General features: G+C 68.7%; 28 protein-coding genes and 1 pseudogene. 17 read left to right on the top strand and 12 right to left on the bottom strand.

Annotation, left to right across the window (positions count from 1 at the left end):
* The first annotated feature begins 46 nt into the window (after window positions 1-46).
* Window positions 47-706, top strand: a complete 660-nt coding sequence (locus BX604_RS28665) for a glutathione S-transferase family protein (protein ID WP_098554228.1) — start codon at window positions 47-49, stop codon at window positions 704-706.
* Window positions 707-821: 115 nt separating this feature from the next.
* Here the strand turns inward: BX604_RS28665 and BX604_RS28660 are convergent, their stop codons facing one another.
* Window positions 822-1,517: a phosphatase PAP2 family protein gene (locus BX604_RS28660; protein WP_098555054.1), complete on the bottom strand. Its 696-nt coding sequence runs from the start codon at window positions 1,515-1,517 to the stop codon at window positions 822-824.
* Between the two features lie 428 nt (window positions 1,518-1,945).
* Window positions 1,946-3,187 (bottom strand): MFS transporter, encoded by a 1,242-nt coding sequence (locus BX604_RS28655; RefSeq protein ID WP_098554227.1) that lies wholly within the window; start codon window positions 3,185-3,187, stop codon window positions 1,946-1,948.
* A 100-nt stretch (window positions 3,188-3,287) separates the two neighbouring features.
* Here BX604_RS28655 and BX604_RS28650 point away from each other — a divergent pair, with 100 nt between their 5' ends.
* Window positions 3,288-4,271, top strand: coding sequence for a LysR family transcriptional regulator (locus BX604_RS28650; protein ID WP_098554226.1), 984 nt, complete (start codon window positions 3,288-3,290; stop codon window positions 4,269-4,271).
* An 18-nt stretch (window positions 4,272-4,289) separates the two neighbouring features.
* Here BX604_RS28650 and BX604_RS28645 read toward each other — a convergent pair whose 3' ends face one another.
* The 4 genes from BX604_RS28645 to BX604_RS28630 form a co-directional block, all read right to left on the bottom strand.
* Window positions 4,290-4,928: a 2-hydroxychromene-2-carboxylate isomerase gene (locus BX604_RS28645; RefSeq protein ID WP_098554225.1), complete on the bottom strand. Its 639-nt coding sequence runs from the start codon at window positions 4,926-4,928 to the stop codon at window positions 4,290-4,292.
* Window positions 4,929-5,125: 197 nt separating this feature from the next.
* On the bottom strand, window positions 5,126-5,602 hold the full coding sequence (locus BX604_RS28640; protein ID WP_098554224.1) for an SRPBCC family protein: 477 nt from the start codon (window positions 5,600-5,602) through the stop codon (window positions 5,126-5,128).
* Window positions 5,603-5,721: 119 nt separating this feature from the next.
* The gene (locus BX604_RS28635; protein WP_098554223.1) at window positions 5,722-6,207 is read right to left on the bottom strand and encodes an SRPBCC family protein; all 486 of its coding nucleotides are present in this window, start codon (window positions 6,205-6,207) and stop codon (window positions 5,722-5,724) included.
* Window positions 6,170-6,547, bottom strand: a complete 378-nt coding sequence (locus BX604_RS28630; RefSeq protein ID WP_098554222.1) for an ArsR/SmtB family transcription factor — start codon at window positions 6,545-6,547, stop codon at window positions 6,170-6,172. Before BX604_RS28630 ends, BX604_RS28635 begins: the two co-directional genes overlap by 38 nt.
* 196 nt (window positions 6,548-6,743) lie before the next feature.
* Between BX604_RS28630 and BX604_RS28625 the strand changes: the two genes are divergently transcribed.
* Entirely contained in the window at window positions 6,744-7,274 is a 531-nt protein-coding gene (locus BX604_RS28625; RefSeq protein WP_098554221.1) for a GNAT family N-acetyltransferase, read from the top strand.
* 79 nt (window positions 7,275-7,353) lie between these two features.
* A complete protein-coding gene (locus BX604_RS28620; RefSeq protein ID WP_175801343.1) occupies window positions 7,354-8,139 on the top strand; it encodes a YhfC family intramembrane metalloprotease in 786 nt (261 codons plus the stop codon).
* Between the two features lie 84 nt (window positions 8,140-8,223).
* On the opposite strand, the gene BX604_RS28615 is transcribed toward BX604_RS28620, so the two are convergent.
* The gene (locus BX604_RS28615; RefSeq protein ID WP_098554220.1) at window positions 8,224-9,141 is read right to left on the bottom strand and encodes a DMT family transporter; all 918 of its coding nucleotides are present in this window, start codon (window positions 9,139-9,141) and stop codon (window positions 8,224-8,226) included.
* 294 nt (window positions 9,142-9,435) lie between these two features.
* On the opposite strand from BX604_RS28615, the gene BX604_RS28610 reads away from it, so the two are divergent.
* Window positions 9,436-10,014, top strand: coding sequence for a hypothetical protein (locus BX604_RS28610; RefSeq protein WP_098555048.1), 579 nt, complete (start codon window positions 9,436-9,438; stop codon window positions 10,012-10,014).
* Between the two features lie 42 nt (window positions 10,015-10,056).
* On the opposite strand, the gene BX604_RS28605 is transcribed toward BX604_RS28610, so the two are convergent.
* Window positions 10,057-10,647 carry a TetR/AcrR family transcriptional regulator gene (locus tag BX604_RS28605; protein WP_098554219.1) on the bottom strand — a complete coding sequence of 197 codons (591 nt, stop codon included), beginning with the start codon at window positions 10,645-10,647 and terminating at the stop codon, window positions 10,057-10,059.
* 339 nt (window positions 10,648-10,986) lie between these two features.
* On the opposite strand from BX604_RS28605, the gene BX604_RS28600 reads away from it, so the two are divergent.
* Window positions 10,987-11,691 (top strand): SDR family oxidoreductase, encoded by a 705-nt coding sequence (locus BX604_RS28600; RefSeq protein ID WP_098554218.1) that lies wholly within the window; start codon window positions 10,987-10,989, stop codon window positions 11,689-11,691.
* Window positions 11,692-11,746: 55 nt separating this feature from the next.
* Here BX604_RS28600 and fabV read toward each other — a convergent pair whose 3' ends face one another.
* Window positions 11,747-12,949, bottom strand: coding sequence for an enoyl-ACP reductase FabV (gene fabV, locus BX604_RS28595; protein ID WP_098554217.1), 1,203 nt, complete (start codon window positions 12,947-12,949; stop codon window positions 11,747-11,749).
* Window positions 12,950-13,126: 177 nt separating this feature from the next.
* Here fabV and BX604_RS28590 point away from each other — a divergent pair, with 177 nt between their 5' ends.
* The 6 genes and pseudogenes from BX604_RS28590 (at window position 13,127) to BX604_RS28565 (ending at window position 18,625) form a co-directional block, all read left to right on the top strand.
* Window positions 13,127-13,660, top strand: a complete 534-nt coding sequence (locus tag BX604_RS28590; protein WP_098554216.1) for a GbsR/MarR family transcriptional regulator — start codon at window positions 13,127-13,129, stop codon at window positions 13,658-13,660.
* Window positions 13,661-13,801: 141 nt separating this feature from the next.
* A pseudogene (locus tag BX604_RS28585) lies at window positions 13,802-15,042 on the top strand (SDR family oxidoreductase).
* A 2-nt stretch (window positions 15,043-15,044) separates the two neighbouring features.
* Complete coding sequence (locus tag BX604_RS28580; protein WP_098554215.1) at window positions 15,045-15,515, top strand: DUF2269 family protein; 471 nt, start codon at window positions 15,045-15,047, stop codon at window positions 15,513-15,515.
* A gap of 64 nt (window positions 15,516-15,579) precedes the next feature.
* Entirely contained in the window at window positions 15,580-16,434 is an 855-nt protein-coding gene (locus BX604_RS28575; RefSeq protein WP_098554214.1) for a thiol-disulfide oxidoreductase DCC family protein, read from the top strand.
* Window positions 16,431-17,930 carry a TIGR01777 family oxidoreductase gene (locus tag BX604_RS28570; RefSeq protein ID WP_098554213.1) on the top strand — a complete coding sequence of 500 codons (1,500 nt, stop codon included), beginning with the start codon at window positions 16,431-16,433 and terminating at the stop codon, window positions 17,928-17,930. Before BX604_RS28575 ends, BX604_RS28570 begins: the two co-directional genes overlap by 4 nt.
* A 71-nt stretch (window positions 17,931-18,001) precedes the next feature.
* Window positions 18,002-18,625, top strand: coding sequence for a glutathione S-transferase family protein (locus tag BX604_RS28565; protein WP_098554212.1), 624 nt, complete (start codon window positions 18,002-18,004; stop codon window positions 18,623-18,625).
* A 116-nt stretch (window positions 18,626-18,741) separates the two neighbouring features.
* On the opposite strand, the gene BX604_RS28560 is transcribed toward BX604_RS28565, so the two are convergent.
* Window positions 18,742-20,160, bottom strand: coding sequence for a serine hydrolase domain-containing protein (locus tag BX604_RS28560; protein ID WP_098554211.1), 1,419 nt, complete (start codon window positions 20,158-20,160; stop codon window positions 18,742-18,744).
* Between the two features lie 239 nt (window positions 20,161-20,399).
* Between BX604_RS28560 and BX604_RS28555 the strand changes: the two genes are divergently transcribed.
* The 4 genes from BX604_RS28555 to BX604_RS28545 all read left to right on the top strand — a co-directional run bounded on the left by BX604_RS28555 (window position 20,400) and on the right by BX604_RS28545 (window position 22,866).
* Entirely contained in the window at window positions 20,400-20,819 is a 420-nt protein-coding gene (locus BX604_RS28555; protein ID WP_098554210.1) for an HIT family protein, read from the top strand.
* A gap of 232 nt (window positions 20,820-21,051) precedes the next feature.
* Window positions 21,052-21,216 carry a hypothetical protein gene (locus BX604_RS39150; RefSeq protein WP_175801354.1) on the top strand — a complete coding sequence of 55 codons (165 nt, stop codon included), beginning with the start codon at window positions 21,052-21,054 and terminating at the stop codon, window positions 21,214-21,216.
* Between the two features lie 184 nt (window positions 21,217-21,400).
* The gene (locus BX604_RS28550) at window positions 21,401-22,060 is read left to right on the top strand and encodes a methyltransferase family protein (protein WP_098554209.1); all 660 of its coding nucleotides are present in this window, start codon (window positions 21,401-21,403) and stop codon (window positions 22,058-22,060) included.
* A 377-nt stretch (window positions 22,061-22,437) separates the two neighbouring features.
* Window positions 22,438-22,866 carry a hypothetical protein gene (locus BX604_RS28545; RefSeq protein WP_098554208.1) on the top strand — a complete coding sequence of 143 codons (429 nt, stop codon included), beginning with the start codon at window positions 22,438-22,440 and terminating at the stop codon, window positions 22,864-22,866.
* Here the strand turns inward: BX604_RS28545 and BX604_RS39145 are convergent.
* Complete coding sequence (locus tag BX604_RS39145) at window positions 22,863-23,039, bottom strand: hypothetical protein (RefSeq protein ID WP_179894913.1); 177 nt, start codon at window positions 23,037-23,039, stop codon at window positions 22,863-22,865. The genes BX604_RS28545 and BX604_RS39145 overlap by 4 nt on opposite strands.
* Window positions 23,040-23,666: 627 nt before the next feature.
* Here BX604_RS39145 and BX604_RS28535 point away from each other — a divergent pair.
* Window positions 23,667-24,503: a bifunctional allantoicase/(S)-ureidoglycine aminohydrolase gene (locus tag BX604_RS28535; protein WP_098554206.1), complete on the top strand. Its 837-nt coding sequence runs from the start codon at window positions 23,667-23,669 to the stop codon at window positions 24,501-24,503.
* 111 nt (window positions 24,504-24,614) lie between these two features.
* Here the strand turns inward: BX604_RS28535 and BX604_RS28530 are convergent, their stop codons facing one another.
* Window positions 24,615-25,409 (bottom strand): aminoglycoside phosphotransferase family protein, encoded by a 795-nt coding sequence (locus BX604_RS28530; RefSeq protein WP_098555045.1) that lies wholly within the window; start codon window positions 25,407-25,409, stop codon window positions 24,615-24,617.
* Between the last annotated feature and the right edge of the window lie 26 nt (window positions 25,410-25,435).

Here is a 25,435-nt window from a genome sequence, read left to right as displayed (position 1 = left end):
CACGTGGCGCTGCACGACGCGGCGCCGAAACCCGAGAGATCCCGCGATGACACCGACGCTTTACGCCCATCCCTTTTCGTCCTACTGCCAGAAAGTGCTGACCGCGCTGTACGAGAACGGCACGCCGTTCGAGTATCGCGTGCTCGCGCACGACGATCCGAAGCCGATGCAGGAACTGACCGTGCTCTGGCCGCTGAAGCGTTTCCCGGTGCTCGTCGACGCGGGGCGCACCGTGTTCGAGGCCACCATCATCATCGAGTACCTTGGGCTCGCTCATCCGGGCCCCGTGCGCCTGCTGCCCGACGATCCGCGCGCGGCGCTCGAGGTGCGCATGATGGATCGCTTCTTCGACAACTACGTGTCGACGCCGCAGCAGAAGGTGGTGCACGACGCGCTGCGGCCCGAGCACGAGCGCGACGCGCGCGGCGTTGCCGATGCACGCGCGATGCTCGACACGTCGTACGCGTGGCTCGACCGGAAGATGGCCGATCGCGAATGGGCGGCCGGCGACCGCTTCAGCCTCGCCGACTGCGGCGCGGCACCGTTCCTGTTCTACGCGGACTGGGCCCACCGGATCGATCCGTCGTTCGCGAACGTGATCGCGTATCGCAAGCGCCTGCTTGCGCGGCCGTCGTTTGCGCGGGCGGTCGACGAGGCGCGGCCGTATCGTTCGTTCTTTCCGCTCGGCGCGCCCGATCGCGACTGACGTGTGCGGTCAGGGGCGCGGCGGCACGCGCACCGCGCGACGTCGCCGCGCTGGGCCGGCAGCGGGCGCGGGTGCGTCGTGACCACAGGAGCGGGAGCATGGCGGCGCTGCTCCGTTACATCGCCGTGTGCTTGACCGACTGCGCGAGCGTCAGCAGTTCGTCGAACTGCGTGATCAACTCGAAGCACAGCAGGAAAGCGAGCGTATAGGCCGGCGCGGGGAAGCGCCGGATTGCCTCCAGCACCTGCGGCGCGAAGCGCGAGCGAATCGCATCGCGTGTCAGCAGCCACGCGATCGCGATGCCGATCGCGGCTCCGGCGATCAGGTCGGTCGGATAGTGATAGCCGAGATACGCGCGCGGCAGGCAGATGAACACGGCCGCATACAGCAGCGCGAGCACGCCGACGCGACGCGTGATGATGAAGATCCCGGTCGCGATCGCCATCCACAGCATCGCGTGATCGCTCGGAAACGAGCTCCATGCCTGCAGCGTGGCCGCACGCAGTTCCTCCGACGGAAAGTGCAGGTGCAGATCGGGGTTGTAGATCGGCCGCACGCGGAACGGCAATACCTTGGCGAGCAAGCGGCCGAATGCGAGCGCGGCGAGCCCGCTCGCGACCGTCGCGACGACCAGCTCGCGTTGCCGCTCGCGGTGCGGCCCCGGCTGGAACCACAGCCAGCACAGCACGGGAATGAGCACGAAGCCCTTGAACGTGTAGAGACCGGCGATCACGCGGATCGCGTGATTCATCAGAGGACTGAGCGTGATGCGGGTCAGGAAGATCTGGATCGTGGTGTCGAAATTATTCATGTTCTGCGACGCCGGCGGACGCACGGCGCATGACGTGCGGCCGGCCGGATCAGGAAGCGCGCTCGCACCGGAGCGCAATGGGGGGCAAGTATGTCATCGGTAATTTCGAAGAAAATGGGAAAAAATACCGGGAATCCCCTGATAAAACGCGCTTTTCCAGTGGGGCCGGATGGGAGAGGGCCATGTGACGTGGCGATGTCGAATCCTCTGATGGTTGCGCGCAGCGCTCGCGGGATCGGCGAAAAATAATCGGTTGAACTAGGTAATCCGCCGCGCGATCGCAAACCTTGCACCGGATGCTCGAATGCGGCCTGCGCGCCGCACGGATATGCCGCGCCGCGCCGGGCCGTACAGCGTCGAACGAAAACAAAAAGAAAAGGCGGGCAAGCCCTGTGGGCCTGCCCGCCTTTGGATCGCGCCGCCGGAAATTACCGGCGCCACATGCGCACGGCCAGCGCCGCGAGCGACGTCGTGACAGCCAGCACGATCACCGCATTCCAGCCCAGTTGCGCGAGCAACCAACTGCCCAGCGCGGCACCAGCCGCCATCCCGATGAACATGCCGACGAACAGCACCGCGTTGAGGCGGCTGCGCGACGCGGGATCGATCCGGTACACGATCGTCTGGTGCGCGATCAGCGTTGCCTGCACGCCGAGATCGAAGCCGATTGTCGCGACGGCGAGCAGCGCGAGTTGCGCATGCGGCGTCATCAGCGGCGCGGCGGCCATCGCGGCGAACGACACCGTCGCGATCACGATGCCGATGCGCGTGACACGCTCGGGGCCGTGGTGATCGGCGAGGCGTCCGGCGATCGGCGCAGCGAGTGCGCCGGCGGCGCCCGCGAGGCCGAATGCACCGGCGGCCGCGCTGCCCAGGTGGAACGGCGCGCCGTGCAGCATCACGGCGAGCGTCGACCAGAACGCGCTGAACCCGATGGCGAGCACCCCTTGCGCGAGCGCGGCGCGGCGCAGCGCCGGATGATGGCGCCACAGGTCCACGAGCGACCCGATCAGCGCGCGGTACGACAACTGCGTGGTCGGCTCGAAGCGCGGCAACCCGCGTGCGGCCACGATGCCGATCGCCGCGACGCTGGCGGCCGCCAGCGCGAACATCGCGCGCCAGCCGGCCGTCTCCGCCACGAACCCGGCGACGACGCGCGACAGCAGGATGCCGAGCAGCAGCCCCGTCATCACCGTGCCGACGATGCGGCCGCGATGCGTGTCGTGCGCGAGCGTCGCGGCGGCCGGCACGACGTCCTGCGCCATCGTCGCGGTCAGGCCGATCGCGAAGCTCGCTGCCAGCAACAGCCCGAGCGACGGCGCGACCGCCGCGAGCAGCAGCGCGACGACCAGCCCGGCGGCCTTCGTCACGATCACGCGGCGCCGGTCGAAGCGGTCGCCGAGCGGCGCGAGCAGCAGGATGCCGAGCGCATAGCCGAGCTGCGTGAGCGTCGGCACGAAGCCGATCGCGCGCGCCGACACACCGAGATCGGGGCCGAGCGCGGCGAGCATCGGCTGCGCATAATAGAGCGGCGCGACGCCCAGGCCGGCCGCCGCGGCGAGCAGCAGCACGAGCCGGCGATCGGGCATGGATGCGGCGGCTGCATGGACCGCATGGGCCGGTGCGTGGGCCGCGCGAGGCGCGGCGTCGAGGCGGGTCGGAGTAGACATGGCGTGCGTCCTTGTTTGGGTAACGAATGGACGCGAGTGTGCCGACCGGCAGCCGGCCACGGTAGTGCCGCCCGGCGCAGATTTGTTATACGCTTCACGCATGACCGAGAAAACTTCCGCTTCGCCCGCTGCTGGCGGGTCTGCGCGCATTCAGGCGGTACCTGTCGACGGGGCGGGCTATCGTTTCGAGTTGATGGAAACCTTCGTACGCATAGTCGAGGCCGGCAGCCTGTCGGCCGCCGCCGCGCATCTGCACACGACGCAGCCGACCATCAGCCGGCGGCTGCAGGCGCTCGAGCGTTCGCTCGGCATGCGCTTGCTGCAGCGGACCACGCATGCGATGCGGCTGACCGTCGACGGCCAGCGCTGCTTCACGCGCGCGAAGGAACTGCTCGCGACCTGGGCGGCGTTCGAGGCCGACCTGCGCGGCGCGCAGGAGGAGCCAGACGGCCTGCTGCGGGTCGCGGTGCCGCACGCGTTCGGGCAGGAGCGCTTCGTCGCGCCGCTTGCACGGTTTCTGAGCGATTACCCGCGCGTATCGGTGGAATGGCTGCTGCAGGACGAGGTGCGCGATTTCGTCGGCAGCGGGATCGACTGCGCGATCCAGGTCGGCGAGCCGACCGATCCCGGTGTCGTCGCGATTCGTCTGACGAAGGTGCCGCGCTTCGTGGTGGCCGCGCCGTCGGTGCTGGACGGCGTCGACGTGCCCGCCGATCCTGACGCGCTCGCCGCGTTGCCGTGGCTCGCGCTGCGCACGTATTACCGGACCGAGCTGACGCTGACGCACGCCACGACCGGCGATACGCGACGCATCGCGATCCGGCCGCGCTTCACGACCGAGAACCTCTACGCATTGCGCAGCGCGGCGCTGCTCGGGGTCGGCGCGTGCGTCGGCTCGTCATGGCTGCTGGCGGACCATCTCGCGCGCGGCGAACTCGTGCATCTCGCGCCCGAGTGGCAGGCCGCGCCGTTGCCGGTCTACCTCACCTATCCGCACGCGCAGTTCTATCCGTCGCGGCTCGTGCGCTTCGTCGCGATGATGCGCGAGGCCGTACCCGCGCTCGTCGAAGGGCGCGATACGTGAGCGCCGGCGCGCGTGGTGTCAGCCGCGCCGGATGCCTTCGGGCAGCGCACTGATGCGGCGCACTTCGGGCGAATCGAGCCACGCGCGGGACGTCGCGCAGTCGACGAACATGTCGGTCGCGTCGTCGCCCCAGAACAGGTCGCCGTCGAGTGCGAAGGTCGGCACGCCGAACACGCCGTCCGCGATCGCCTGATCGGTGTTCGCGCGCAGGGCGTCCTTCACGACCTGGGTTTCGACGGCCGTCACGCCTTCGGGAAAGCCGACCGCGTCGCACAGCGCGGCGAAGCCGTCCGGCGTCGACACGTCGTGGCCGTCGCGCCAGATGTGCCGGAAGATCCGCCGGATCGCGTCGGGCGTGCTGCCCATCGCGATCGCGAGACGCAGCGGCCGGATCGGGTTGAACGGGTGCGCGGGCGGCATCCGGAACGCAATGCCGAGCTTGTCCGCGCGGTATTGCGCGTGGCGATACGTGAAGGTGCGCTTCGCCGCGATCTCGGCCGGTGCTTTCTGGCCCCAGTGCGCGAGCAGCGCGCCGAGCACGATCGGCTTCGGCTCGAACGCCACCGCCGACGGCAACTGCTCGAACCGTTCCTGCTGCAGATAGGCGAACGGGGAAACGAAATCGAAATACCAGGTGGCGGTGCGCGCGGCGTTCATCGTATCGGTCTCCTCATGCGGGTTCGGATCGGGCGTGCGCAGGCGGGGCGGCGCATGCGAATGCGGGCCAGTGTCGCACGGAGCGGTGTTTTGCGCTGCCGCAGGGTCCGGCGCGCGGCCGGCAGCGCCCGTGATGACGCCGCGCCCGGTCCTGCCGCGGTCGGCATGCAGACGTGACCGCGCGATGCGAGTGCGCGCTAACCCTTCTCGACCAGCGTCGCGAGCCGCGCGAGCGCCATCTGCCAGCCGGTTTCGTTGTCGGCGGCCGGTACGCCCGGCGGCACACCGTCGTGCACCGCGTCGACGCGCGTACCGCCGGCTTCGTCGGACAGCGTGATCGTGATCGTCATCGCGCCGCGCAGCATCGGGTCGTCGGTCTCGAACACGTCGATTTCGACAATCTGCTCGTCGGGCACGAGCGTCACGAAGCGGCCGTGATAGGTGTCGGTGTGCGCGGCGGTCTTGCCGGTGCCGCCCGACGGTTCGTCGTAGCTCAGCGACACGCGCAGCGCGCCGCCTTCGCGTGCGTCGTACGCGTGCACGCGGCACGTCATGCCGTCCGGCACCTTCCATTGTTCGACCGCGTGCGGGTCGAGCAGCGCGCGATAGACGCGCCCGCGCGGGGCGTTCAGGTGCCGGCTGACCCGGGTCGAATGCGTGTGCGTGTGCAGCATGTGGCCTCCCGCGGAGCGCGCGCGACGGTGCGCGCCGGATGCCGGCGCGTCGTCATGCTTCCTTCAGGAATCCTAGGCGCGTGCGTGGCGGCATGCAATGGCCGCGCATGCGTGCGCAGTCAGCGCAACGCGGCTGCGAATTCGTCGAGCTGCGTGATGCAGATGTTCCAGCCCTCGAAAAAGCCGAGCGCCTCGTGGCGTTCGCGCGTCGCGGCGTCCGGATGCATCACGCGTGCTTCGTAGCGGCAGCCGGCGGCGTCGTCGGCCATCGTGATGACGGCCGTGAAGCCCATCCACGGCACCTGCGGCCGCCAGCCGCCCGTGAGCATCGACGTGAACGCGATGCGCGCTTGCGGCACGATTTCAAGAAAGCAGCCCGGGTTGTCGCTCGTGCCGCCGTCGGGGCCGCGCATGAACGTGTGGAAGGCGCCGCCCGGGCGCAGGTCGAACGCGCGGACTTCGGTGGTCCACGGTTTCGGGCACCACCATGCCTTCAGCAGTTCGGGGTCGGTCCACGCGCGCCAGAGCGCCTGGCGCGGCGCGCGCAGCGTGCGCGTGATGACGAGGTCATGGGTTGCGGCGGGGTCGACGTGGCTGGCTGACATGGGCTTGCTCCTCCTGGTGACGGCGTTCGACGAATTCCACGAGACGATCGGCGCGTGCTTCCCACAGCGCGCGCTGGGCGGCGAGCCACTGCTCGGCTTCCGCCAGCCGGCCGCCGACCAGCTCGCAGGTGCGCGAGCGGCCGTTTTTCCGGGTCTGGACGAGGCCGCTGCGCTCGAGCACGGCAACATGCTTCATGAACGATGGCAGCGCCATGTCGAACGGCGCGGCCAGTTCCGACACGGTCCGCCCGCCGCCGCCGAGGGCGCTGACGATCGCGCAGCGTGTCGGATCGGCGAGGGCGTGGAATACGGCGTCGATGCCGGGTTGAAAGTTAGCCATGTGGCTAAGTATAGGCAATGCACAGGAAATTTTCATCGCGTAGGATGCTGGGGCGGTAACGCGCGCTGGCCCTGCCGGGCGCCGTGTTGCCGAACACCTGCCGCCGTTGCGCATGCATCGTCTGCACACCGGCATGCCATTCGATCCGGGCGCACGCCGACCGAACGCGTGCCCCGCCTGATATACCGGAGAGGGTATGACAGACCCCGTGACCGTTCGCCGTGTCGACGCGAACGAAGCGCATGCCAGCGTCGACGCGCTTGCCGACGTGCTGATCGATTGCGTCGAAGGCGGCGCATCCGTCAGCTTCATGCTGCCGATCGCGCGCGCGACGGCCGTTGCATTCTGGACGCGCGTCGCCGACGGCGTCGCGAGCGGCGAGCGCATCCTGCTCGTCGCAGAGGATGCCGCCGGCCGGATCGTCGGCACCGTCCAGGTCGTGACCGGGCAGCCGGAGAACCAGCCGCATCGCGCGGACATCGCGAAGATGCTCGTGTCCCGTCATGCGCGCCGGCAAGGGGTCGCCGCGCGACTGATGGCGGCCGCCGACGACGCCGCGCGCGACGCCGGCAAGACCGTGCTCGTGCTCGACACGGTGACGGGCGGCGATGCCGAGCGCCTGTACGAGCGGGCCGGCTGGCAGCGCGTCGGCATCGTGCCGAACTACGCGCTGATGCCCGACGGCGCGTTGTGCGCGACCACGTATTTTCACAAGCAGCTCGTGTAAGTAACGGTGGCGGCCGATGCGCGCCCCGCGCGCGGGGACGCATCGACCTGCCCGGCCACTTCGTTCTCCGACGCCCGCCATGCTCGCTGTCGCGCCGATTCTCCTGTTTGCCACGTGCCTCGCAGGCATCGCCGCGCTGATCGGACCGCCGCTGCTCGCGCTCGCGTGGCGGCGCCGCACGCACGTGCCGATGCGCGCGTTCTGGTGCGGAATGCTGATCTTTTTCGTGTTCCAGCCGGTGCTGCGACTGTCGTGGCAGATTCCGCTGTTCCGCTGGCTCGGCCCCGATCCCGCGTGGCATGTGCCGATGCTCGTGTTCGCGGCGTTCACGGCGGGGCTCTTCGAGGAATGCGGGCGCTGGGTCGCGTTCCGCTATTTGCTGGCCGGTCAGCGCGATCCGCGTACCGCCGTGATGTACGGGCTCGGACACGGCGGGCTCGAGGCGATGCTGCTCGTCGGCATCGGTTTTCTCGCGCTGTGCGGCGGCTACCTGCTCGAGCACGCCGGGATCGTCCCGGGCGCGGGTGTGCAATCGCTGATCGCGTCGCAGTTCTCCGGGATGACGCTGGCGTCGCCGTTCCTGGCGCTGCTCGAACGCGTGAGCGCACTCGCCGCGCATGTCGGGATGTCGCTGATCGTGTTGCAGACGTTCGTGCGCGGGACGAAGCGATGGCTCGGCTATGCGATCGCGATCCATTTCGGGATCGATCTCGTCGTCGTGCTGCTGTCGCGGTACTGGCATGTCGACGCGATACTGATCGAGGCCATCCTGCTTGCAGCCAGCCTCGCGATTCTGTGGGCGGGCATTCGCTCGAGTCGGTGGGGATCGGGTGCCGATGCGCCGGGCCGCGGGCGCGTGGCGTGACGCGCGTCGTCATGCGTGCGGTCGCTGCCGGCCCCGATCTGCTGCGACCGCACGGCATCGGCGGCGCACGCGCCGTCTTCCGCGTCACCCGTTTGCGGCCGGGCTCGGCGGTGCAACGGCGCGCGGTTCTCCCGACGGCTTCCGGCTCACAAGACTCACGATCATGCCGGCCGTGACGACCGCGATGCCGGCGAGCACCGTTGCGTGCGGTCGTTCGCCGAGCAGCAGCGCCGCTTCGAGCGTGGCGAGCAGCGGCATCAGCGCGGCGAAGGTTGCGCCGATCGCCGGGCCCAGTGCGACGACGGCGCGGCTGAAGCAGTAGAGCGCCAGTACTGACATCAGCACGCCCTGGTAAATCGCCTGCGTGGCAATGGCCGAGACGGGCGCATGCAGCACGGCGCCGCCGCGCACGACGAGATAAAGCGGGCAGTAGAGCAGCGCGGAACCGACCGACACGATGGCCGTCGCATGCAGCGCACCGGCCGCCGCGTGTTTCGTCGTGACGTTATAGACGGCCCACAGCAGGCCACCGAGCACGAACAGCGCGACGGCGAGCGGCCCGATCGCGCCGCTCAGCGCGTCGGAGGCGGCCAGCGCCATCCCGGCCAGGATCGCGACGATGCCGGCGATCCGCGCGGCGGACAGCGTCTCGCGCGCGATCCACCGGCCGAGGACGGCGGTGAACGCGATCATGCTGCCGGGCGTCAGCGCGAAGTAGCCGACCGGCGCACGGCTCAGCGCCGCCGCGACCGTGAGGATGTACGGCGCGCCGGCGCCGATCACCATCAGCACGATCGCGGTGGGGGGCAGCGTGCGGACGCCGCGACGGAGCACGACCGGCAGCAACAGCGTGCCCGATACGGCGAAGCGGATGAACGCGATGTCGAACGCATCGAGCGCGGCATGCGTGACGCCCAGCCGCGTGACGACCGGGAAGCCGCCCCAGATGAGCGTCGCGAGCAGTCCGTAGCCGATTCCGGTGAGCCATTCGTTGTGCTTCATGTGCGGTCCTTGCGGTGCGGCAGGTCGATGTGCGGCAAGGATGCGGCGCTTCCGGTCATGCGTCCAATATATTATTCGGGCGAAATTAGGTCGAAAAACGTCTTAATGACCGGACGGATCGGCAACCCGGGGAGAGGGCGGCGATGCGACGCCCCAACCATCTTCTGTCGCGGATCACCGGCCGCGCCGCCAATGTGCAAGCCACGCGGCACGAAAAGCCGGCCGGCGGCCGCGCGGCTCCGATATATTCGTGCTGCAACACTCCACCGGAACGCCAACGGAATGGCCGCCACGATGAAACGCTCCCACGTCGCTTTCGCCCTCACGGGGCTGCTGGTCGCGCTGCCGATCGCCGCTTACGCGCTCGTCAAGCCGCTGCGTGTCGTCGCGCCGGCGCTGCTGCCCGGCGTGTCGTGTCCGCGCGCGGACATCTGCATCGACGATGCCGCGAAACTCGGCGACGCGCAGCAGCTCTATCGCGACGGCTACGCGCGCGCGGCGGCGGCCGTGGGGCCGTTTCGCGATGCGCCGCGCGTCGTGTTCTGCTCGACGCGCGCGTGCGCCGATGCTTTCGGCCTCGGCCAACGCGCGGCATTGACGCTCGGGGATTTCGGCGTGGCCGTGGCGCCGCGCGGCTGGCAGACCTACTTTCTGGCGCACGAGCTGATCCATCACCGGCAGGCCGAAGTGCTCGGCAACCTCGCAGTCGCGACCAAGCCGCGCTGGCTGATCGAAGGGATGGCGTATTCACTCAGCGAGGATCCGCGTCATCCGCTGCAGGAGCCGTTCGAGTCATGGCGCACGCAGTTCGACGCGTGGCATGCGGCGCTCGGCGAGCAGCCGCTGTGGGATGCCGCGAGGGCAGTCCAGTAGCGCGCGATGGCGGCGCGGTCGCGCGCGCACGGCGACGTGCCGCTATGCCGGCACGGCCGGATCGCCGGGGGCGGGCTGCGCGACGAGCGTGCGGCGCGCCGCATCGAGAATCTCGTCGGCCAATGCGGGATCGGTGCCGGCAACCGCCCGTGACAGCACCAGCGCGCCGACCATCTGGCTGAAGACGGCGATCGCGTCGCCACGCGCGTCCGTCGCGGCCGAGCCTTCCGTGGCCACCATGCGTTCCAGCCGGTCGAGATACGCGGCGACGCCGTGCGTGTAGCAGGCGCGCGCCGCGTCGGTCAGCCGCGGCGCATCGCCCGCGAAGCCCGACAGCGGGCAGCCGGCTTCGACGTTGTCGCGATGCGCGCCCGACAGGTACGCCGTCACCTGTTTTGCGACGCTGCCGGCGTTCGGCGAATCCGCGCGATCCTGCATCGCCTTGTCCATCACGGCGGCGACCAGCGCGTCCTTCGACTTGAAATGGTTGTAGAAGCCGCCCTGCGTGAAGCCGGCTTCCTTCATCAATTCCGTCAGCCCGACCGCGTCGACGCCGCGCACCCGAAACAGCCGCTCGGCGGCCGCGACGATCGCGTTGCGGTTGTCGGCAGCCTGTTGTCTCGAGACGCCCATTGATCCATCCCTCATTTCAGCAATTGCAGCGATTGAAAATCACAATGGCGATCACCATTGACGTGCGCGAAGTCGCGCTGGCACTATGCATCGCAAAGACGATGGTGATCGACATTGAGATCAAGTGTAGCCGACTTCGCGGACGAAGCGAAGCAACCGGCGCGACATGGCTGGATGTCGGTCGGGGCTTGGGTGCGGCGAGGCGCGGGCGGCGGGGCGGCCCGGCTTCCGGCACCGGCGGGGCAACGGTTCGGTGCGCGAAGGGAGCGTGGTTTTCACCGGATTCCGGGCGCGCGGCGAACCGGCGCGGACGGGATCGAATCTCGGAAAGGAACGATCATGAAGATCGAAGGTGCTGTCGTTTTCATCACGGGCGCGAACCGCGGGCTTGGCCTCGAGTTCGCGAAGCAGGCGCTCGAACGCGGCGCGCGCAAGGTCTATGCGGGCGCCCGCGATCCGGCCAGCGTGACGCTGCCGGGCGTGGTGCCCGTGAAGCTCGACGTGACCGACCCGGCGGCGGTCGCCGCGGCCGCCGACGCGGCGCGCGACGTCACGCTGCTGATCAACAACGCGGGCATCGCGCGGCTCGGCAGCCTGACCGACGACGGTGCGGTCGACGCGTTGCGCGCTCACCTGGAGACCAACGTGTTCGGGATGCTGGCGATGTCGCGCGCGTTCGCGGGAACGCTCGCCGGCCACGGCGGCGGCGCGATCCTGAACGTGTTGTCCGTCGCGAGCTGGGTGAACCGGCCGATCCTCTCGGGCTACGGCGTGTCGAAATCGGCCGCGTGGGCGCTGACCAACGGGCTGCGGCATTCGCTGCGCGAGCAGCGCACGCAGGTGGTCGGGCTGCACGCCGGCTTCATCGATACGGACCTGACGCGCGGCCTCGACGTGCCCAAGGCGACGCCGGCCGACGTCGTGCGCCAGGCGTACGACGCGATCGAATCCGGTGCGGAGGAGGTGTCCACCGACGACTTCACGCGGCAGGTGAAGGCCACGTTGTCGGCCGGGGTGTATCTGGACGAGGCGGCGCCGGCCTGACGCCGCCTGTGGAGGATAGCCCGCCGCCCGCGCTTGCGCGCGGCGGGCCCGGTCGTCAGACCGTCGTGTCGATGATGCCCGGGATCTTCACGTCCGGGTTCACGTCCGCGTCGTAGTCGACGCCGGCGATCTCGAAGCCGAACAGACGCAGGAATTCGGTCTTGTAGCCGGCGAAGTCGGTCATCTCGTACAGGTTCTCGTTCGTCACCTTGTCCCACATCGCGACGACCTTGCCCTGCACTTGCGGATCGAGCTCCTTGTAGTCCGCGCGCAGGCGGCCTTCGTCGTCGACGTGCGGCGTCGCGCCGTACAGGCTGTCCTTCAGGAGCCCGTACACCTGCTCGATGCAGCCTTCGTGCGTGCCGGTTTCCTTCATCACCTTGAACAGCAGCGACAGGTAGAGCGGCATCATCGGGATCGCCGAGCTCGCCTGCGTGACGACGGCCTTCAGCACCGACACGCGGGCATCGCCGCCGTGCGCGGCCAGCTTGTCGCGGATCGACAGCACCTTCTTGTCGAGATCCTTCTTTGCTTCGCCGATCGAGCCGTTCCAGTAGATGTCGTGCGTGATCTGCTCGCCGAGATACGTGAACGCGGTCGTCTTCGCGCCGTCGGCCAGCACGCCGGCTTCATCGAGCGCGTCGATCCACATCTGCCAGTCCTCGCCGCCCATCACGGCGACGGTGCCGTCGATCTCTTCCTGCGTGGCCGGCTCGAGCACGGTTTCCTGGATGACTTCCTTGTCGGTATTGAGCCCGCGGAACGCCACCGTCTTGCCGATCGGCTTCAGCGTCGAGTTGATCGTTTCGCCCGTCTTCGGATGCGTGCGGCGCGGTGCCGCGAGGCTGTAGACGACCAGGTCGACCTTGCCGAGATCCTGCTTGATGGTGTCGATCGTGACCTGCTTGACCTTGTCGGAGAATGCGTCGCCGTTGATGCTGCGCGCATAGCGCCCCTTTTCGGCGGCGAATTTCTCGAACGCGGCGGTGTTGTACCAGCCGGCCGTGCCCGGCTTCGTTTCGCTGCCGGCGCGCTCGAAGAACACGCCCAGCGTGTCCGCGTCCGAGCCGAATGCGGCCGAGATCCGGGCGGCGAGGCCGTAGCCCGTCGACGCGCCGATCACGAGCACCTTCTTCGGGCCGTTGGCGATCGTGCCGTGCGAAGTCACGTAGTCGATCTGTTCCTTGACGTTGGCTTCGCAGCCGACCGGATGAGTCGTCACGCAGATGAAGCCACGCACGCGCGGTTTGATGATCATGGGAACCTCTGTCTGTTCAGAAAGGCGGGGACGGCCTGAAATCGGAAAAATCCCGCGCATTGTAATGGAAGCGGGCATCCGCGTCGGGAAAGGCGGCGCGCGGCGGGCCGCGACACGCCGGCTTCTCCGGTTATTTCTCTCTTGACAGAAATTACTGAAAAGCCTAAATTTCTCGACATGGAACTCACACCGATTGCCGAACGATTCATTCTCCACTGGGGCGAAATGGGCTCGCGGTGGGGCGTCAACCGCACCGTCTCGCAGATCCACGCGCTGCTGTATCTGGCCGGGCGGCCCGTCGCGGCCGACGAGATCGCCGAGACGCTCAACGTCGCGCGCTCCAACGTCAGCACGAGCCTGAAGGAACTGCAGTCGTGGCGGCTCGCGAAGGTCGTGCACGTGCTGGGCGATCGCCGCGACCATTTCGAGACGTCGACCGACATCTGGGAACTGTTCAAGCTGATCGTCGAAGGGCGGCGCCAGCGCGAGATCGAACCGACGCTCACGGTGCTCCGCGATTGCCTGACGAGCCCCGAGATCGCCGACGAAAGCCGCGAGACCGAACAGCGCATCCGCGACACGCTGCAGTTCGTCGAGACGCTCACGACCTGGTCGGACGAAATGCTGCGGTTGAAGCCGGACACGCTGATGAAGGCGCTCGGCATCGGCGCGAAGATCAGCCAGACGGTCCGGCGCAAGTCGTCGAAGTAAGCAGCACCGGACGTGCGGGCACACAGCCCGCTTTTTTCGGGTTTTATATTTCTGTCTTTACAGAAATAACTGTAAATAGAGGACGATGATGACCCTGGCCTTGCTGTCGAACCGCCGGCATGCCGCACGACGGAGTGCGACATGAACATCCTCGTGTGCGGCGCGAACGGCTTCATCGGGCGGGCGCTGGGCGCGCGGCTCGAAGCCGGCGGCCACCGCGTGCTGCGCGGCGTGCGCCGTGCGGCCGGCCCGCGCGACCTCGAAATCGACTTCGCGAAGGACGTCGACGCCGATGCATGGCTGCCCCGGCTGGAGGGCGTCGACGTGGTGATCAACGCGGTCGGCATCCTCGCCGGCCGGCGCGGTGCGACGCTGGACGCCGTGCGGCGCCGTGCGCGCTGTTCACCGCGTGCTGCCGCGCCGGCGTGCGGCGCGTGATCCAGATTTCGGCGCTGGGCGTCGAACGCGGCGATACGCCGTATTTCACAAGCAAGTACGCCGCCGACCGCTTCCTGCAGACGCTGCCGCTCGAGTCCCGGATCGTGCGTCCGGCGCTGGTCTACGGCGCGTCCGGCACGTCGGCGCGGTTCTTCCGGATGCTCGCGAGCCTGCCCGTGCACGTGCTGCCGGCGGGCGGTCATCAACGGCTGCGCCCGGTGCATGTCGACGATCTCGCCGAACTCGTCGCGCGGCTCGTCGATGCGCCGGCGGCCGGCGAGCGTGTCATCGAAGCCGTTGGCGCCGACGAAGTCGAGTACCGCGACATGCTCGGCGGCTATCGCGCGGCGCTCGGTTTTCCGCCGGCGGCGCGCATCGTGCTGCCGGGCTTGCTGGTCGGGGCGGCGGCCACGCTGTCCGGCGCGATTCCCGGCGCGATGCTGACCCGCGACACGTGGACGATGCTGCGCGGCGGCAACACCGGTGATCCCGCGGCCATCACGGCCGTGCTCGGCCGCGCGCCGCGCGGGCTGCGGACCTTCATCGGCGCGGATGCGGCCGTGCTGCGCCACGACGCGCTCGCGATGTGGCGGCGGCCGCTGCTGCTCGGTGCGCTCGCGATCGTCTGGATCTGGACGGCCATCGTCAGCGCCTTCGTCCATCCGCGGAGCGACAGCCTCGCGATGCTGGCGCACGCGCACCTGACCGGGCTGCCCGCGCTGATCGCACTCTACGCGGCCTGCGCGCTGGACTGCGCGTTCGGCGTGGCGACCGTCGTTGCGCCGTCCCGCCGCCTGTGGGTCGCGCAAGGCGCGCTGATCGTCGCGTATTCGGCGGTCATCGCGGTCACGATGCCGGCCCTGCTCGCCGAGCCGTTCGGCCCCGTGCTCAAGAACGTGCCGATTCTCGCGATCCTGTTGATCCTGTTTGCCGACGAGGAATAAAAATGAATGTCTACCTGATCGTCAAGACGCTGCATATCCTGTCCTCGGTGCTGATGGTCGGCACCGGCTTCGGCACCGCGTTCTACCTGTTCTTCGCGAACCGCACGCGCTCGGTGCCGGCGATCGCGGCCGTGTCGCGCCTCGTGGTGCGCGCGGACTGGTGGTTCACGACGCCGGCCGTGCTGTTCCAGCCCGCGTCCGGGCTGTGGCTCGCGCACACGGCCGGCTGGCAGTGGGATACGCCGTGGCTCGTCGCGTCGATCGTGCTGTATGCGATCGCGGGCGCGTGCTGGCTGCCGGTCGTGTGGCTGCAGATCGAACTGGCCTCGATGGCGAAGCTCGCGCACGCGAATGGCGACGCCGCGTTGCCGGCGCGCTACTGGCGCTATGCGAAGCGCTGGGAGCTGCTTGGCTATCCGGCGTTCTTCGCGATGCTGTCCGTCTATTTCCTGATGGTGCTCAAGCCGATGTAAGTGCGTGGCTGCCGGGCAGTCGATCGATTCATGATGCTTGCGATAAAAAGAAGGAGTGCAAAACATGAGTTCGAGTGAACTGGTTCTTTACTTCGACGGACGGTGTCCGTTATGCGCGGCGGAAATCAGGCGTCTCGGTGCGCAGGACACGCGACACCGGCTGGCCTTCGTCGATATCGCCGAGCCGGGCTTCGATCCCGCGCCGCTCGGCGTCGACCTTTCCGCGCTGAATCGCGAGCTGCATGCGCGCCTGCCCGACGGGCGCATGCTGACCGGCATGGACAGCATCGTGGCCGCCTATACGCTGGTCGGGCGTCACGGGCTCGTCTGGCTGCTGCGCGCGCCGGCCGTGCGTGACGTGTTCGCGCCGCTGTATCGTCGCCTCGCGCGCAACCGGTATGTCGTGTCGCGCTGGCTCGGCTATCACGCCGAAGCGCACTGCGATGCCCGGGCATGCGGTATCGGCACGGCGGCGGATCGTCCCGCGCGCGACGACGTGCGTCGCATCGTCGTGAACGGGATGTATGCGGCGGCGATCGTGCACCTGCTCGTCGGCGCGGCGCTGCCGTGGGTCGCCGGGGCGTCGTGGTTCGATGCGTATCACCGGCGCATCGAGCTGCATTTCTGGGCCGCAACGGCGCCCGATGCGGCGCGCGCGCAGCAGATCTGGTGGCTGTCGCTGTTCGGCGCGACGCTGCAATGCGCATCGGTCTGGATGCTGGCGCTCGTCCACCTCGGCAACCGGTTGCGCAGACGCGAAGTGTGGGGATGGCTGCTGGCCGGCCTGCTGATCTGGGCGCCGCAGGACATGCTGCTGTCGTGGCACGCGCAGGTAGCGAGCCACGTGGTGGCCGATGTCGCGGCGCTCGTCGCGATGGTGCCGCCGCTCGTCTGGTTGTGGAGGAGGGATACCGCATGAACACGCTGCCGGCTTTTCACTGGGCGCTCGACCTGCTGATCGTGCAGGGCGCGATGGGCGCATTCGATACGCTTTACCACCACGAACTCACGCAGGATCTGCCGCACCGTCCGCGCGCGCGGCTCGAACTGACGATTCATGCGGTGCGTTCCGTGCTCTACGGTCTCGTGTTCGCGTCGATCGCGAACGTCGCCTTTCATGGCGCGTGGGTGGCGGCCATCGCGGCGGTCGTGCTCGTCGAAGTGGCGCTGACGTTATGGGATTTCGTCGTCGAGGACCAAAGCCGCAAGCTGCCGGCGACCGAGCGCGTGCTGCACACGCTGCTGGCCGTCAATGGCGGGGCGCTGTTCGGGATGCTCGCGATGCAACTGGCCGCGTGGGCCCACGAACCGACCGCGTTGCGCGCGATCGATGCCGGCTGGCGCGGCTGGCTGCTCAGCCTGTTCGCCGTCGGCGTGACGCTGTCGGGCATGCGCGACGGGATCGCGGCCTGCCGGATCGCACGGCGCGCGCCGGCCGCCAATCCGTTCGCCGGGCAGCCGGCCGGCAACGTGCTCGTGACCGGCGGGACCGGCTTCATCGGCGAGATCCTCGTGAACCAGCTGCTCGATGCGGGGCATACGGTCACGTTGCTGGCGCGCGATCCGCTGCGCGCGGCCTATCAGTTTCACGGCCGCGTGCGCAGCGTGACGTCCGCCGCGCAGTTGCAGCCGCACGAGCGTTTCGACACGGTCGTCAATCTCGCGGGCGCGCCGGTGCTGGGCGCGCGCTGGAGCGAGCGTCGCCGGGCGCTGCTGCTCGCCAGCCGCGTCGGCGTCACGCAGGCGCTGATGCGCTGGGTCGAGACCGCCGAGGTCAAGCCGCGCACGTGGATCCAGGCATCGGCGATCGGCTACTACGGCGTGCGGCCGGCCGACGAGCGCCTCGACGAGGGCAGCAGCGCCGGCAGCGGCTTCATGTCGGCGTTGTGCCGGCAGTGGGAGCAGTCGGCGCAGCCGCTCGAGCGCCACGGGGTGCGGACGGTGGTGCTGCGGCTGGGCATCGTGTTCGGCCCCGGCGGCGCGTTGCGTCCGATGCTGCTGCCGCACTACGTCGGCATGGGCGGCCGGTTCGGCGACGGCGCGCAGGTAATGAGCTGGATTCACCGGGACGACGTGCTGCGGATCATCGCGCGTGCGATGTCGAACGGCGGCATGCGCGGTGTCTACAACGCGGTCGCACCGGTGGCCTTGACCCAGCGCGAGTTCGTGGCGGTCGTCGCGAAGGTGCTGCGGCGCCCGGCCTGGCTGCACGTGCCGGCCGCCCCGCTGCGCGTGGCGATGGGCGAGATGGCCGAGCTGCTGCTGGACGGGCAGCGCGTGATGTCGGCGCGGCTGCATCAGGACGGATTCATGTTCCGGTTCCCGACGGCCGAGCACGCGTTGCGCGACCTGACCGACCGGCCGCACACCGATTTTGCGCGCGCGGCCTGCCGTTTGCCCCGAGGTCGTGTATAAATTCGACGGATACCCGTTCGGGCCGGTCGAGTGCCCCGAACGCCCTGCATCCGACCTCACAAGGAGACTGCATGCTGCACGTCCTCGGCAAGATCCCGTCCATCAACGTCCGCAAGGTGCTGTGGCTGTGCACCGAGCTGAACCTGCCGTTCGAACAGGAAGACTGGGGCTCGGGCTTTCGCACGACCAACGATCCGACCTATCTGGCACTGAATCCGAACGCGCTCGTGCCGGTGATCAAGGACGACGATTTCGTGCTTTGGGAATCGAACACGATCATCCGCTACCTCGCGAACCGCTATGGCGGCGATGCGCTGTATCCGGCCGAGCCGCAGGCGCGCGCGCGGGTCGATCAGTGGATCGACTGGCAGGCGGCCGACCTGAACCGCGCATGGGTCGGCGCATTCCTCGGCCTCGTGCGCAAGTCGCCCGATCATCAGGATCCGGCGGTGATCGCGCAGTCGATCGCGGGCTGGACGAAGCACATGACGGTGCTGAACGCACAGCTCGAAGCGACCGGCGCATACGTGGCCGGCGACCACTTCACGCTCGCCGACATTCCGATCGGCCTGTCGGTGAACCGCTGGTTCGGCACGCCGTTCGAGCATCCGGATTTCCCGGCGGTGAAGCGTTACATCGACCGTCTCGCGACGCGCGAAGGCTTCAAGCAGTACGCGGGCAGCGCGAATCCGTAACGCGTCGTCAGTCGCGTGCGGTGTGCGGCGCGCCGCGGCGGCATGGCGGCGTCGGCCGCCGCCGTGTCACCGCCTGCATTTACCGCCCGCATTCACCGAATGCTGCGCGCCGGCCGTCATTCGCCCGGCGCGGGCACCGCGTCGAGCACGCGCGCGAGAAACCTTTCGTGATTCCACGCGGATTCCGGCCGCGACAGCCCGAGTCGCACGACCACCAGCTGGCGGCTCGGCACCACGCTCACGAACTGGCCTTCATGGCCGACCGCATGAAACGCGTCGGCGGGTAAGGCACGCGCATCCGGGCCGGTATCGTTGAACGGCTCCGGCACCTTCACCCACAGATGCGCGCCGAATTCCTCGTGCGGCGACAGCGGCGTTGCGCGCGTCAGGTAGCGCACCCAGCCTTCGGGCAGCAGCCGCTGACCGTTCCACACACCGTCCTGCAGCAGAAACTGCCCGAAGCGCGCCCAGTCGCGCGCGCTCGCATACATGAACGACGCGCTGCCGAGCGTGCCGGATGCATCGGGCTCGAACACCGCGCTGCGCATCCCGAGCGGCGCGAACAGCGCGCGGCGCGGAAACGCGAGGTAGTCGTCCTCGGTGCCGCCCATCGCGACGCGCATCACGCGCGCGACGATCGCGCTCGTGCCGCTCGAGTAGTACCACTGCGTGCCGGGCTTCACGGCGAGCGGCCTGGACGATGCGAAGCGCGCGGTGTCGGGCTGCGTGAACAGCATCACGGCGACGTCGGACAGCGGGTCGTCGTAGTCCTCGTTGAATTGCAGGCCGCTCGTCATCCGCAGCAGCTCGTCGAGCGTGATCGCCGCGCGCGGATCGCCGCTGCCGCGCCATTCGGGCAGCAGCGCCGACGCATCCGGCGACAGCCGGTGTTGCGCGACGAGCATGCCGACCAGCGCGGCCGTCACGGTCTTCGTCATCGACCAGCCGGGCAGCGGCATGTCGGCCGTGAAGCCGGGCGCATAGCGTTCGGCGATCACCTGGCCGCGCCACATCACGACGACGGCGCGCGTGCGCCGCGGCCGCGCCGGATCGGGTTCGTCGAACGCACGATCGAGCGCGGTCTGCAGCTTGCGTGCGTCGATGCCGGCGGGCGGCACGATCGGCGCGCCGGGGGCGACGGGGGCCGCTTGCGCGGGCGGCGGATCGGGGAAGGGCGGCAGCGCGGCCGGCAGCACGCCGGGCGACGGTCCGAGCGCGAGCGTGCAGCCGAGCCCCGGCCGGAAGTCCGCTTCGCGTTGCGCGAAGCCGGCGAAGGTCGCGACGGCGCGATGATGCTCGGGATCCACCGACGGGCGCACCAGTTTCAGCAGCGGATGCACGCCGGCCATGATGTCGATGTCGATCACCGACGCGGCCGGACGACCCGACACGAACACGCCCGAACACAGCGCCTTCGCCGCATAGCCGGTCGCGATCGGCGCGAGCCGGGACAGCATGTAGCCCGTGTAGCCGATCGCGGCGACGACCGCGAGTGCGGCGCCGCGCAGGATCAGCGATTTGATGGAAATCGTCATGCGCGAGCGTCCTCGGTGGCGTGCCGGCCGGCAACGATGCGGCAGTGTCGCAGGTTCGGGCGACGCGGCGCAATCGCGGTTGCGTGACGGATGGATGGCGTCCGCGCGCGCGTTCCGGCCGTGCGTTTTGCCGATCGGCGGGCCGGCGCGGCACCGGACGAGTTGAACTCGAACCGGCCATCGGCCGATAATCGTCCGGCATTGCTCTTCTATCCGTCAAACCGCTATCGGAAAACGCCATGTCCTACGACAACAACAACCCGTTCGCCAAAATCCTGCGCGGCGAACTGCCGTGCGTGAAGGTCGCCGAAGACGACGAAACCATCGCGATCATGGATCTCATGCCGCAGTCCGACGGTCACGTGCTCGTGATCCCGAAGGAGCCCGCCGCACAGATCTTCGAGCTGTCCGGCGAGGCGGCCGCGGCCGGCATCCGCATGACGCAGCGCATCGCGGCGGCCGTGCGCGCGGCGCTCGGGCCGGACGGCGTGTTCATCGGCCAGTTCAACGGTGCGGCAGCCGGCCAGACGGTTCCGCACGTGCATTTCCACGTGATTCCGCGCTGGGAAGGCGTCGAGCTGCGGATGCACGCGCGCGACATCGCCGACGCGGTGGCGCTCGAATCGGTCGCGCAGCGCATTCGCGCCCATTTCGTGTAAGCGGGCATGGCTCGCCGCACGGGCGGCGCGGCGCGCATCTGTTTCAGCGGTGACGCGAGGTAACACGTGTAACCGCGCGCGAAACTCGCCCGTGCGGGCCCGGCGCTAGACTCGGCGCATTGTTTCATCGAGCGACAGGAAGGGCGGATCGCCTCTTCGTGCCGGTCGCCGCAGGTCGCGGCGGCCCGGCTTTCGCAAGGTGCCACGTGTCCTTTTCGCCGGGAATCGAGCCATGTACAAAGTCCTCGTTACGTTTGCGCTGATCGGCGGCCTGTCCGGCTGCTACGTTGCGCCGCCTTACGGCTACGCACCCGCGCCGGCCTACTACGGTTATGCGCCGGGGTATTACGCACCGCCCATCAGCGTCGGGATCGGCGGCAACTTCCGCATCCGCTGATCCAGCGGTACGCGCGCATGCGGGCCCGGCCCGCGTGCTGCGCCGCACATTGATCGGCCGCGTCGTTCGGCGCCGCGCCGCCGTCATCGGCAGGGCCGACGCGCGCATCGTGTAACAGTGCGCCGGCGCATCGCTCGCCCGGGTTCCTATACTTCACAGGAAAGCCCATCCCGGCGAGGCAATCATGTCCGTCACGCGCAAGGTCGCAATCGTGTCGAGCGTCTCCACGCTCGTCTATCTCGGGCTCGCCGTGCTCGGCATCGGCGGGTTCGCCGCCTTCTTCTCCCATCCGCAACTCACCGCTGTCGCCGTCGTGACGTTCGCGCTGGCGTTCGCCGCGATGTTTACCGAAGGCAACCTGAGCGCCGGCGAGCGCGAGAACCGCGACAACCGCTGGGTGCTCGCGGCATTCGGCGCGAGCGGGTTCCTGCTGGCCTATTTGCCCGCGCTGACCGACCGGCTCGACGTCTGGACCTTCGGCGGCGACGCGGTGCGATGGGTCGGCGTCGTGCTGTACGTTGCGGGCGGGGTGCTGCGCATCTGGCCCGTATTCGTGCTCGGCAAGCGCTTCAGCGGGCTGGTTGCCATCCAGCCCGGCCACACGCTGGTCACGGGCGGCATTTACCGTCACATCCGCAACCCGAGCTATCTCGGCTTGCTCGTCAATTCGATCGGCTGGGCGTGCGCGTTCCGCTCGAGCGTCGGCCTGTTGCTGGTCGCGCTGATGCTGGTGCCGCTGGTCGCGCGGATCCGCTCCGAGGAGGCGCTGCTGCGCGCACAGTTCGGCGCCGAATACGACGCGTACTTCGCGCGCACCTGGCGCCTGCTCCCGGGCGTGTACTGACCCTCATCAACGCCGGATGACCGGTTGAAGCCGACCCGGCGCGCTGCCCGCGCCCGATGTGTTGCCACGTGTGTCTCGGCGGGGCGATTCCGGTGCTCGCGGTCATTCCTCCTGGATGAGTTGAAATCGCCCAGACGTCCGTCTGGCGGGCATTTGCGGCTTTTCTCACGGCCAGCCCGAGCGTCCATTTTCGTAAACAACTTGTTACCAGAATGTCGACGGCAAGGAGGCGGGAGCGGTGCTATTCTTCGCCGCAAGCTCATTGAAATGAATTGGTCCGGGATTCGGCACAATGCCTGAATCAACGTCGATCGGTTCAGATCGTCGTAGCGAGCGGACCTTTAATAACCAGATTGCGAACAAGGAAGAATACGGGAATGTGGAAGAAAATCGCCCCCGCTCTCGTCGTCGCCGCCCTGGCTGGCGCGACCGCACTGCCGGCAATGGCCGGTGATTTGAACAACGCGCTTGGCGGCGCGCTCGGCGGGGTTGCCGGCGCAGCAGTCGGTGGCGCGGTCGGCGGCAGCACGGGCTCCGTCATCGGTGGCGCGATCGGCGGTGGCGCCGGCGGCGCCGTGACGTCGAACCGTCGCGAGCGCACCGGCGCGATCATCGGCGGCGCCCTCGGCGGCGGCGCGGGTACCGCGGCCGGCAACGCGATGGGCGGCCGCACGGGCGGCCTGCTGGGTGCGGCAGTCGGCGGCGGCGCCGGCGCGGCGCTCGGCGGCAACATGTCGCGCAGCTCGTACGAGCGCGATCACGGCTCTCGCCACCGCAAGCATCGCCACAACCGTCACTGGGACTAAGCGCCCCACGGGCGCAGCGCGGTGCGCGGCTTGCGCACCGGCGCGCCCGACGCGTCGATATCCGATCCGACGGTCGGCCCGGCAGCCTGAGTCGGGCCGCCATCACCGCCCAGACCGGCCACCTTCCGCGGTTTCAGCAGCGCATCATGTTCGCCCGATCGACGGGCCGGCATGCTTTTCCTTCCGGTTGACCTCTCCCGCCTGGCGACGACATCGCCGGTTGCATTCCCGCACGTCATTCACCGTCACGCCACGTCGTGAAGCCGACGCGCACGCGTGATCGAAGCAGCGCGGCCGGGCGGCCATCTGCTCATCCTTCATCCGCACACTCATCCGTATCGCGCCTGCATCGGGTACTTCACCGGCACCGTATCCACGCGCCTGCGCATCAGGATTTCCCTGATACGCAAACCGCCTGAAATCCTGGCGTACCGGCCGTCGCGGGCGCCGGCGGGTAGTGGGAAATCGAATGGATGTCATCGCAACATTTAATTGGTCGATCGGAATCGACTTCGCTATCGTCAACGCTGCCCGCGTACGGAACCGAACCGTGCCGTCCCCCGTGCCCCGCCGCATGACCCGAGTGTCCGCGGCCCGGCCGCCGGACCCACAAGCATGGGTCGCACCGCCCGCTGAACCGGACGGACCCGTCGCGAAGCCTGGCCGACCGAACGAAGGCGCATGCGCTTTCAAGCCACCCCGGCAACAATGTTCCGCCGCCGCATGCGTGCCCCACGCGCCTGTGTGCCGCGGCTGCCGTTTTCACCCGGGGCCGGACCAACCCATTGCCTGGATGCTTTATGTCTAAGACAACGTATTACGCGCCGCATGGCGGCCACCCGCCGCAGACCGATCTGCTGACCGATCGCGCGATGTTCACCGAGGCGTATGCCGTCATTCCGAAGGGCGTGATGCGTGACATCGTCACGAGCTGGCTGCCGTTCTGGACCAACACGCGCCTGTGGGTGATCGCGCGTCCGCTGTCGGGTTTCGCCGAAACCTTCTCGCAGTACATCGTCGAAGTGAACCCGGGCGGCGGCAGCGACAAGCCCGAGCAGGACAAGAACGCCGAAGCCGTGCTGTTCGTCGTCGAAGGCGAGGCCGAGCTGACGCTGCAGGGCAAGAAGCACACGCTGAAGCCGGGCGGCTACGCGTTCATTCCGCCGGGCGCCGACTGGACGCTGCACAACGTCAGCGATGCTGCCGTGCGTTTCCACTGGGTCCGCAAGCACTATCAGGTCGTCGACGGCATTCCGCTGCCGGAAGCGTTCGTGACCAACGAGCAGGACGTCGAGCCGATCCCGATGCCGGGCACCAACGGCGCATGGGTGACGACGCGCTTCGTCGACATGAGCGACATGCGTCATGACATGCACGTGAACATCGTGACGTTCGAGCCGGGCGGCGTGATTCCGTTCGCCGAAACGCACGTGATGGAGCACGGCCTGTACGTGCTCGAAGGCAAGGCCGTCTATCGCCTGAACCAGGACTGGGTCGAGGTGGAAGCAGGCGACTTCATGTGGCTGCGCGCGTTCTGCCCGCAGGCATGCTATTCGGGTGGCCCTGGCCGCTTCCGCTACCTGCTGTACAAAGATGTGAACCGTCACATGAACCTGACGCTGAACCCCGCGCGCTGAGCATCGCGCAGGGAGTCGGATGTGCAAGCCCGCCGGTGAATGCCGGCGGGTTTTTTTTATTGGCGCGGCGGCGGGGCGTTGTCGACGTTGTCGTGTGGCGCGCGTTGCGTGCTACACGTCGAGCGCGGCGGCGGCGAGTGCCGCGACCTGCAGCCGCGTGTCGGGTGGTTGTTCGTCTTCCATCAGCCAGAGTGCCGACAGGCCGGCCCACGCGAGGATCCATTCCAGCAACCGGCGCCGGTCGAGTTGCGCGGCCTCGGCGACGATCGCGACGCGCCGCTCGAAGCGCACGGGATCGACCGCGATGTCGTGCGCGGGATTGCAGAACAGGTTCGCATAGTCGAACGCGCGGTCGCCGCGCAGGCCCTTCGGATCGATCGCGAGCCAGCCGCGGTCGCCGAAGTGAAGCACGTTGCCGTGATGGATGTCGCCGTGCAGGACCGCTTCGTCGACGGATGGCCCAGCCAGCAGCCGATGCGCGGTCGCGGCCGAGCGGCGCAGCACGTCGTCGTCCGCGTCGTACGACAGCAGCGAATAGAACCAGTCGTGCAGCGGCACGAGTTCGGGCGGCGCGGCGGCGCGATGTGCGTGCAGCCGTGCGACGGCGTCGCACGCGATCCGCAGCGCGTCGTCGTCGTGGCCCGCGGCGGACAGGCCGGCGAGCGTCGGCGCGGGCTGCGCGCGCTCGAGCAGCACCGCATCGCTGTCGTGCAGCCAGACCCGCGCGGCGCCATTCCCGTTCCACCACGTCATCAGCGCATTGCCGCGACGCTCTTCGTCGCACGTGGCGATTTTCAGCATCGCCGGCCGCGCGTGCCAGGCGACGGGCAGCACGCCGCCGCTCGCGGTCAGGATGGGGCCGCCGTCGGGCACGAGGCCCCACAGGCGCAGGTAGGTGTCGAACATGCGGACGATGGTACAGGCGAAGCGGC

The sequence above is a fragment of the Burkholderia sp. JKS000303 genome, from assembly GCF_002563755.1.
GTDB lineage: Bacteria > Pseudomonadota > Gammaproteobacteria > Burkholderiales > Burkholderiaceae > Burkholderia > Burkholderia anthina_B.
This window is presented reverse-complemented; position numbering and strand designations above follow the sequence as displayed.

Bases quoted from the DNA above. Each gene is read 5' to 3' on its own strand.
- BX604_RS28665 (WP_098554228.1), top strand. From the start codon at position 47: ATGACACCGACGCTTTACGCCCATCCCTTTTCGTCCTACTGCCAGAAA.
- BX604_RS28660 (WP_098555054.1), bottom strand. From the start codon at position 1,517: ATGAATAATTTCGACACCACGATCCAGATCTTCCTGACCCGCATCACG.
- BX604_RS28655 (WP_098554227.1), bottom strand. From the start codon at position 3,187: ATGTCTACTCCGACCCGCCTCGACGCCGCGCCTCGCGCGGCCCACGCA.
- BX604_RS28650 (WP_098554226.1), top strand. From the start codon at position 3,288: ATGACCGAGAAAACTTCCGCTTCGCCCGCTGCTGGCGGGTCTGCGCGC.
- BX604_RS28645 (WP_098554225.1), bottom strand. From the start codon at position 4,928: ATGAACGCCGCGCGCACCGCCACCTGGTATTTCGATTTCGTTTCCCCG.
- BX604_RS28640 (WP_098554224.1), bottom strand. From the start codon at position 5,602: ATGCTGCACACGCACACGCATTCGACCCGGGTCAGCCGGCACCTGAAC.
- BX604_RS28635 (WP_098554223.1), bottom strand. From the start codon at position 6,207: ATGTCAGCCAGCCACGTCGACCCCGCCGCAACCCATGACCTCGTCATC.
- BX604_RS28630 (WP_098554222.1), bottom strand. From the start codon at position 6,547: ATGGCTAACTTTCAACCCGGCATCGACGCCGTATTCCACGCCCTCGCC.
- BX604_RS28625 (WP_098554221.1), top strand. From the start codon at position 6,744: ATGACAGACCCCGTGACCGTTCGCCGTGTCGACGCGAACGAAGCGCAT.
- BX604_RS28620 (WP_175801343.1), top strand. From the start codon at position 7,354: ATGCTCGCTGTCGCGCCGATTCTCCTGTTTGCCACGTGCCTCGCAGGC.
- BX604_RS28615 (WP_098554220.1), bottom strand. From the start codon at position 9,141: ATGAAGCACAACGAATGGCTCACCGGAATCGGCTACGGACTGCTCGCG.
- BX604_RS28610 (WP_098555048.1), top strand. From the start codon at position 9,436: ATGAAACGCTCCCACGTCGCTTTCGCCCTCACGGGGCTGCTGGTCGCG.
- BX604_RS28605 (WP_098554219.1), bottom strand. From the start codon at position 10,647: ATGGGCGTCTCGAGACAACAGGCTGCCGACAACCGCAACGCGATCGTC.
- BX604_RS28600 (WP_098554218.1), top strand. From the start codon at position 10,987: ATGAAGATCGAAGGTGCTGTCGTTTTCATCACGGGCGCGAACCGCGGG.
- fabV (WP_098554217.1), bottom strand. From the start codon at position 12,949: ATGATCATCAAACCGCGCGTGCGTGGCTTCATCTGCGTGACGACTCAT.
- BX604_RS28590 (WP_098554216.1), top strand. From the start codon at position 13,127: ATGGAACTCACACCGATTGCCGAACGATTCATTCTCCACTGGGGCGAA.
- BX604_RS28580 (WP_098554215.1), top strand. From the start codon at position 15,045: ATGAATGTCTACCTGATCGTCAAGACGCTGCATATCCTGTCCTCGGTG.
- BX604_RS28575 (WP_098554214.1), top strand. From the start codon at position 15,580: ATGAGTTCGAGTGAACTGGTTCTTTACTTCGACGGACGGTGTCCGTTA.
- BX604_RS28570 (WP_098554213.1), top strand. From the start codon at position 16,431: ATGAACACGCTGCCGGCTTTTCACTGGGCGCTCGACCTGCTGATCGTG.
- BX604_RS28565 (WP_098554212.1), top strand. From the start codon at position 18,002: ATGCTGCACGTCCTCGGCAAGATCCCGTCCATCAACGTCCGCAAGGTG.
- BX604_RS28560 (WP_098554211.1), bottom strand. From the start codon at position 20,160: ATGACGATTTCCATCAAATCGCTGATCCTGCGCGGCGCCGCACTCGCG.
- BX604_RS28555 (WP_098554210.1), top strand. From the start codon at position 20,400: ATGTCCTACGACAACAACAACCCGTTCGCCAAAATCCTGCGCGGCGAA.
- BX604_RS39150 (WP_175801354.1), top strand. From the start codon at position 21,052: ATGTACAAAGTCCTCGTTACGTTTGCGCTGATCGGCGGCCTGTCCGGC.
- BX604_RS28550 (WP_098554209.1), top strand. From the start codon at position 21,401: ATGTCCGTCACGCGCAAGGTCGCAATCGTGTCGAGCGTCTCCACGCTC.
- BX604_RS28545 (WP_098554208.1), top strand. From the start codon at position 22,438: ATGTGGAAGAAAATCGCCCCCGCTCTCGTCGTCGCCGCCCTGGCTGGC.
- BX604_RS39145 (WP_179894913.1), bottom strand. From the start codon at position 23,039: ATGCCGGCCCGTCGATCGGGCGAACATGATGCGCTGCTGAAACCGCGG.
- BX604_RS28535 (WP_098554206.1), top strand. From the start codon at position 23,667: ATGTCTAAGACAACGTATTACGCGCCGCATGGCGGCCACCCGCCGCAG.
- BX604_RS28530 (WP_098555045.1), bottom strand. From the start codon at position 25,409: ATGTTCGACACCTACCTGCGCCTGTGGGGCCTCGTGCCCGACGGCGGC.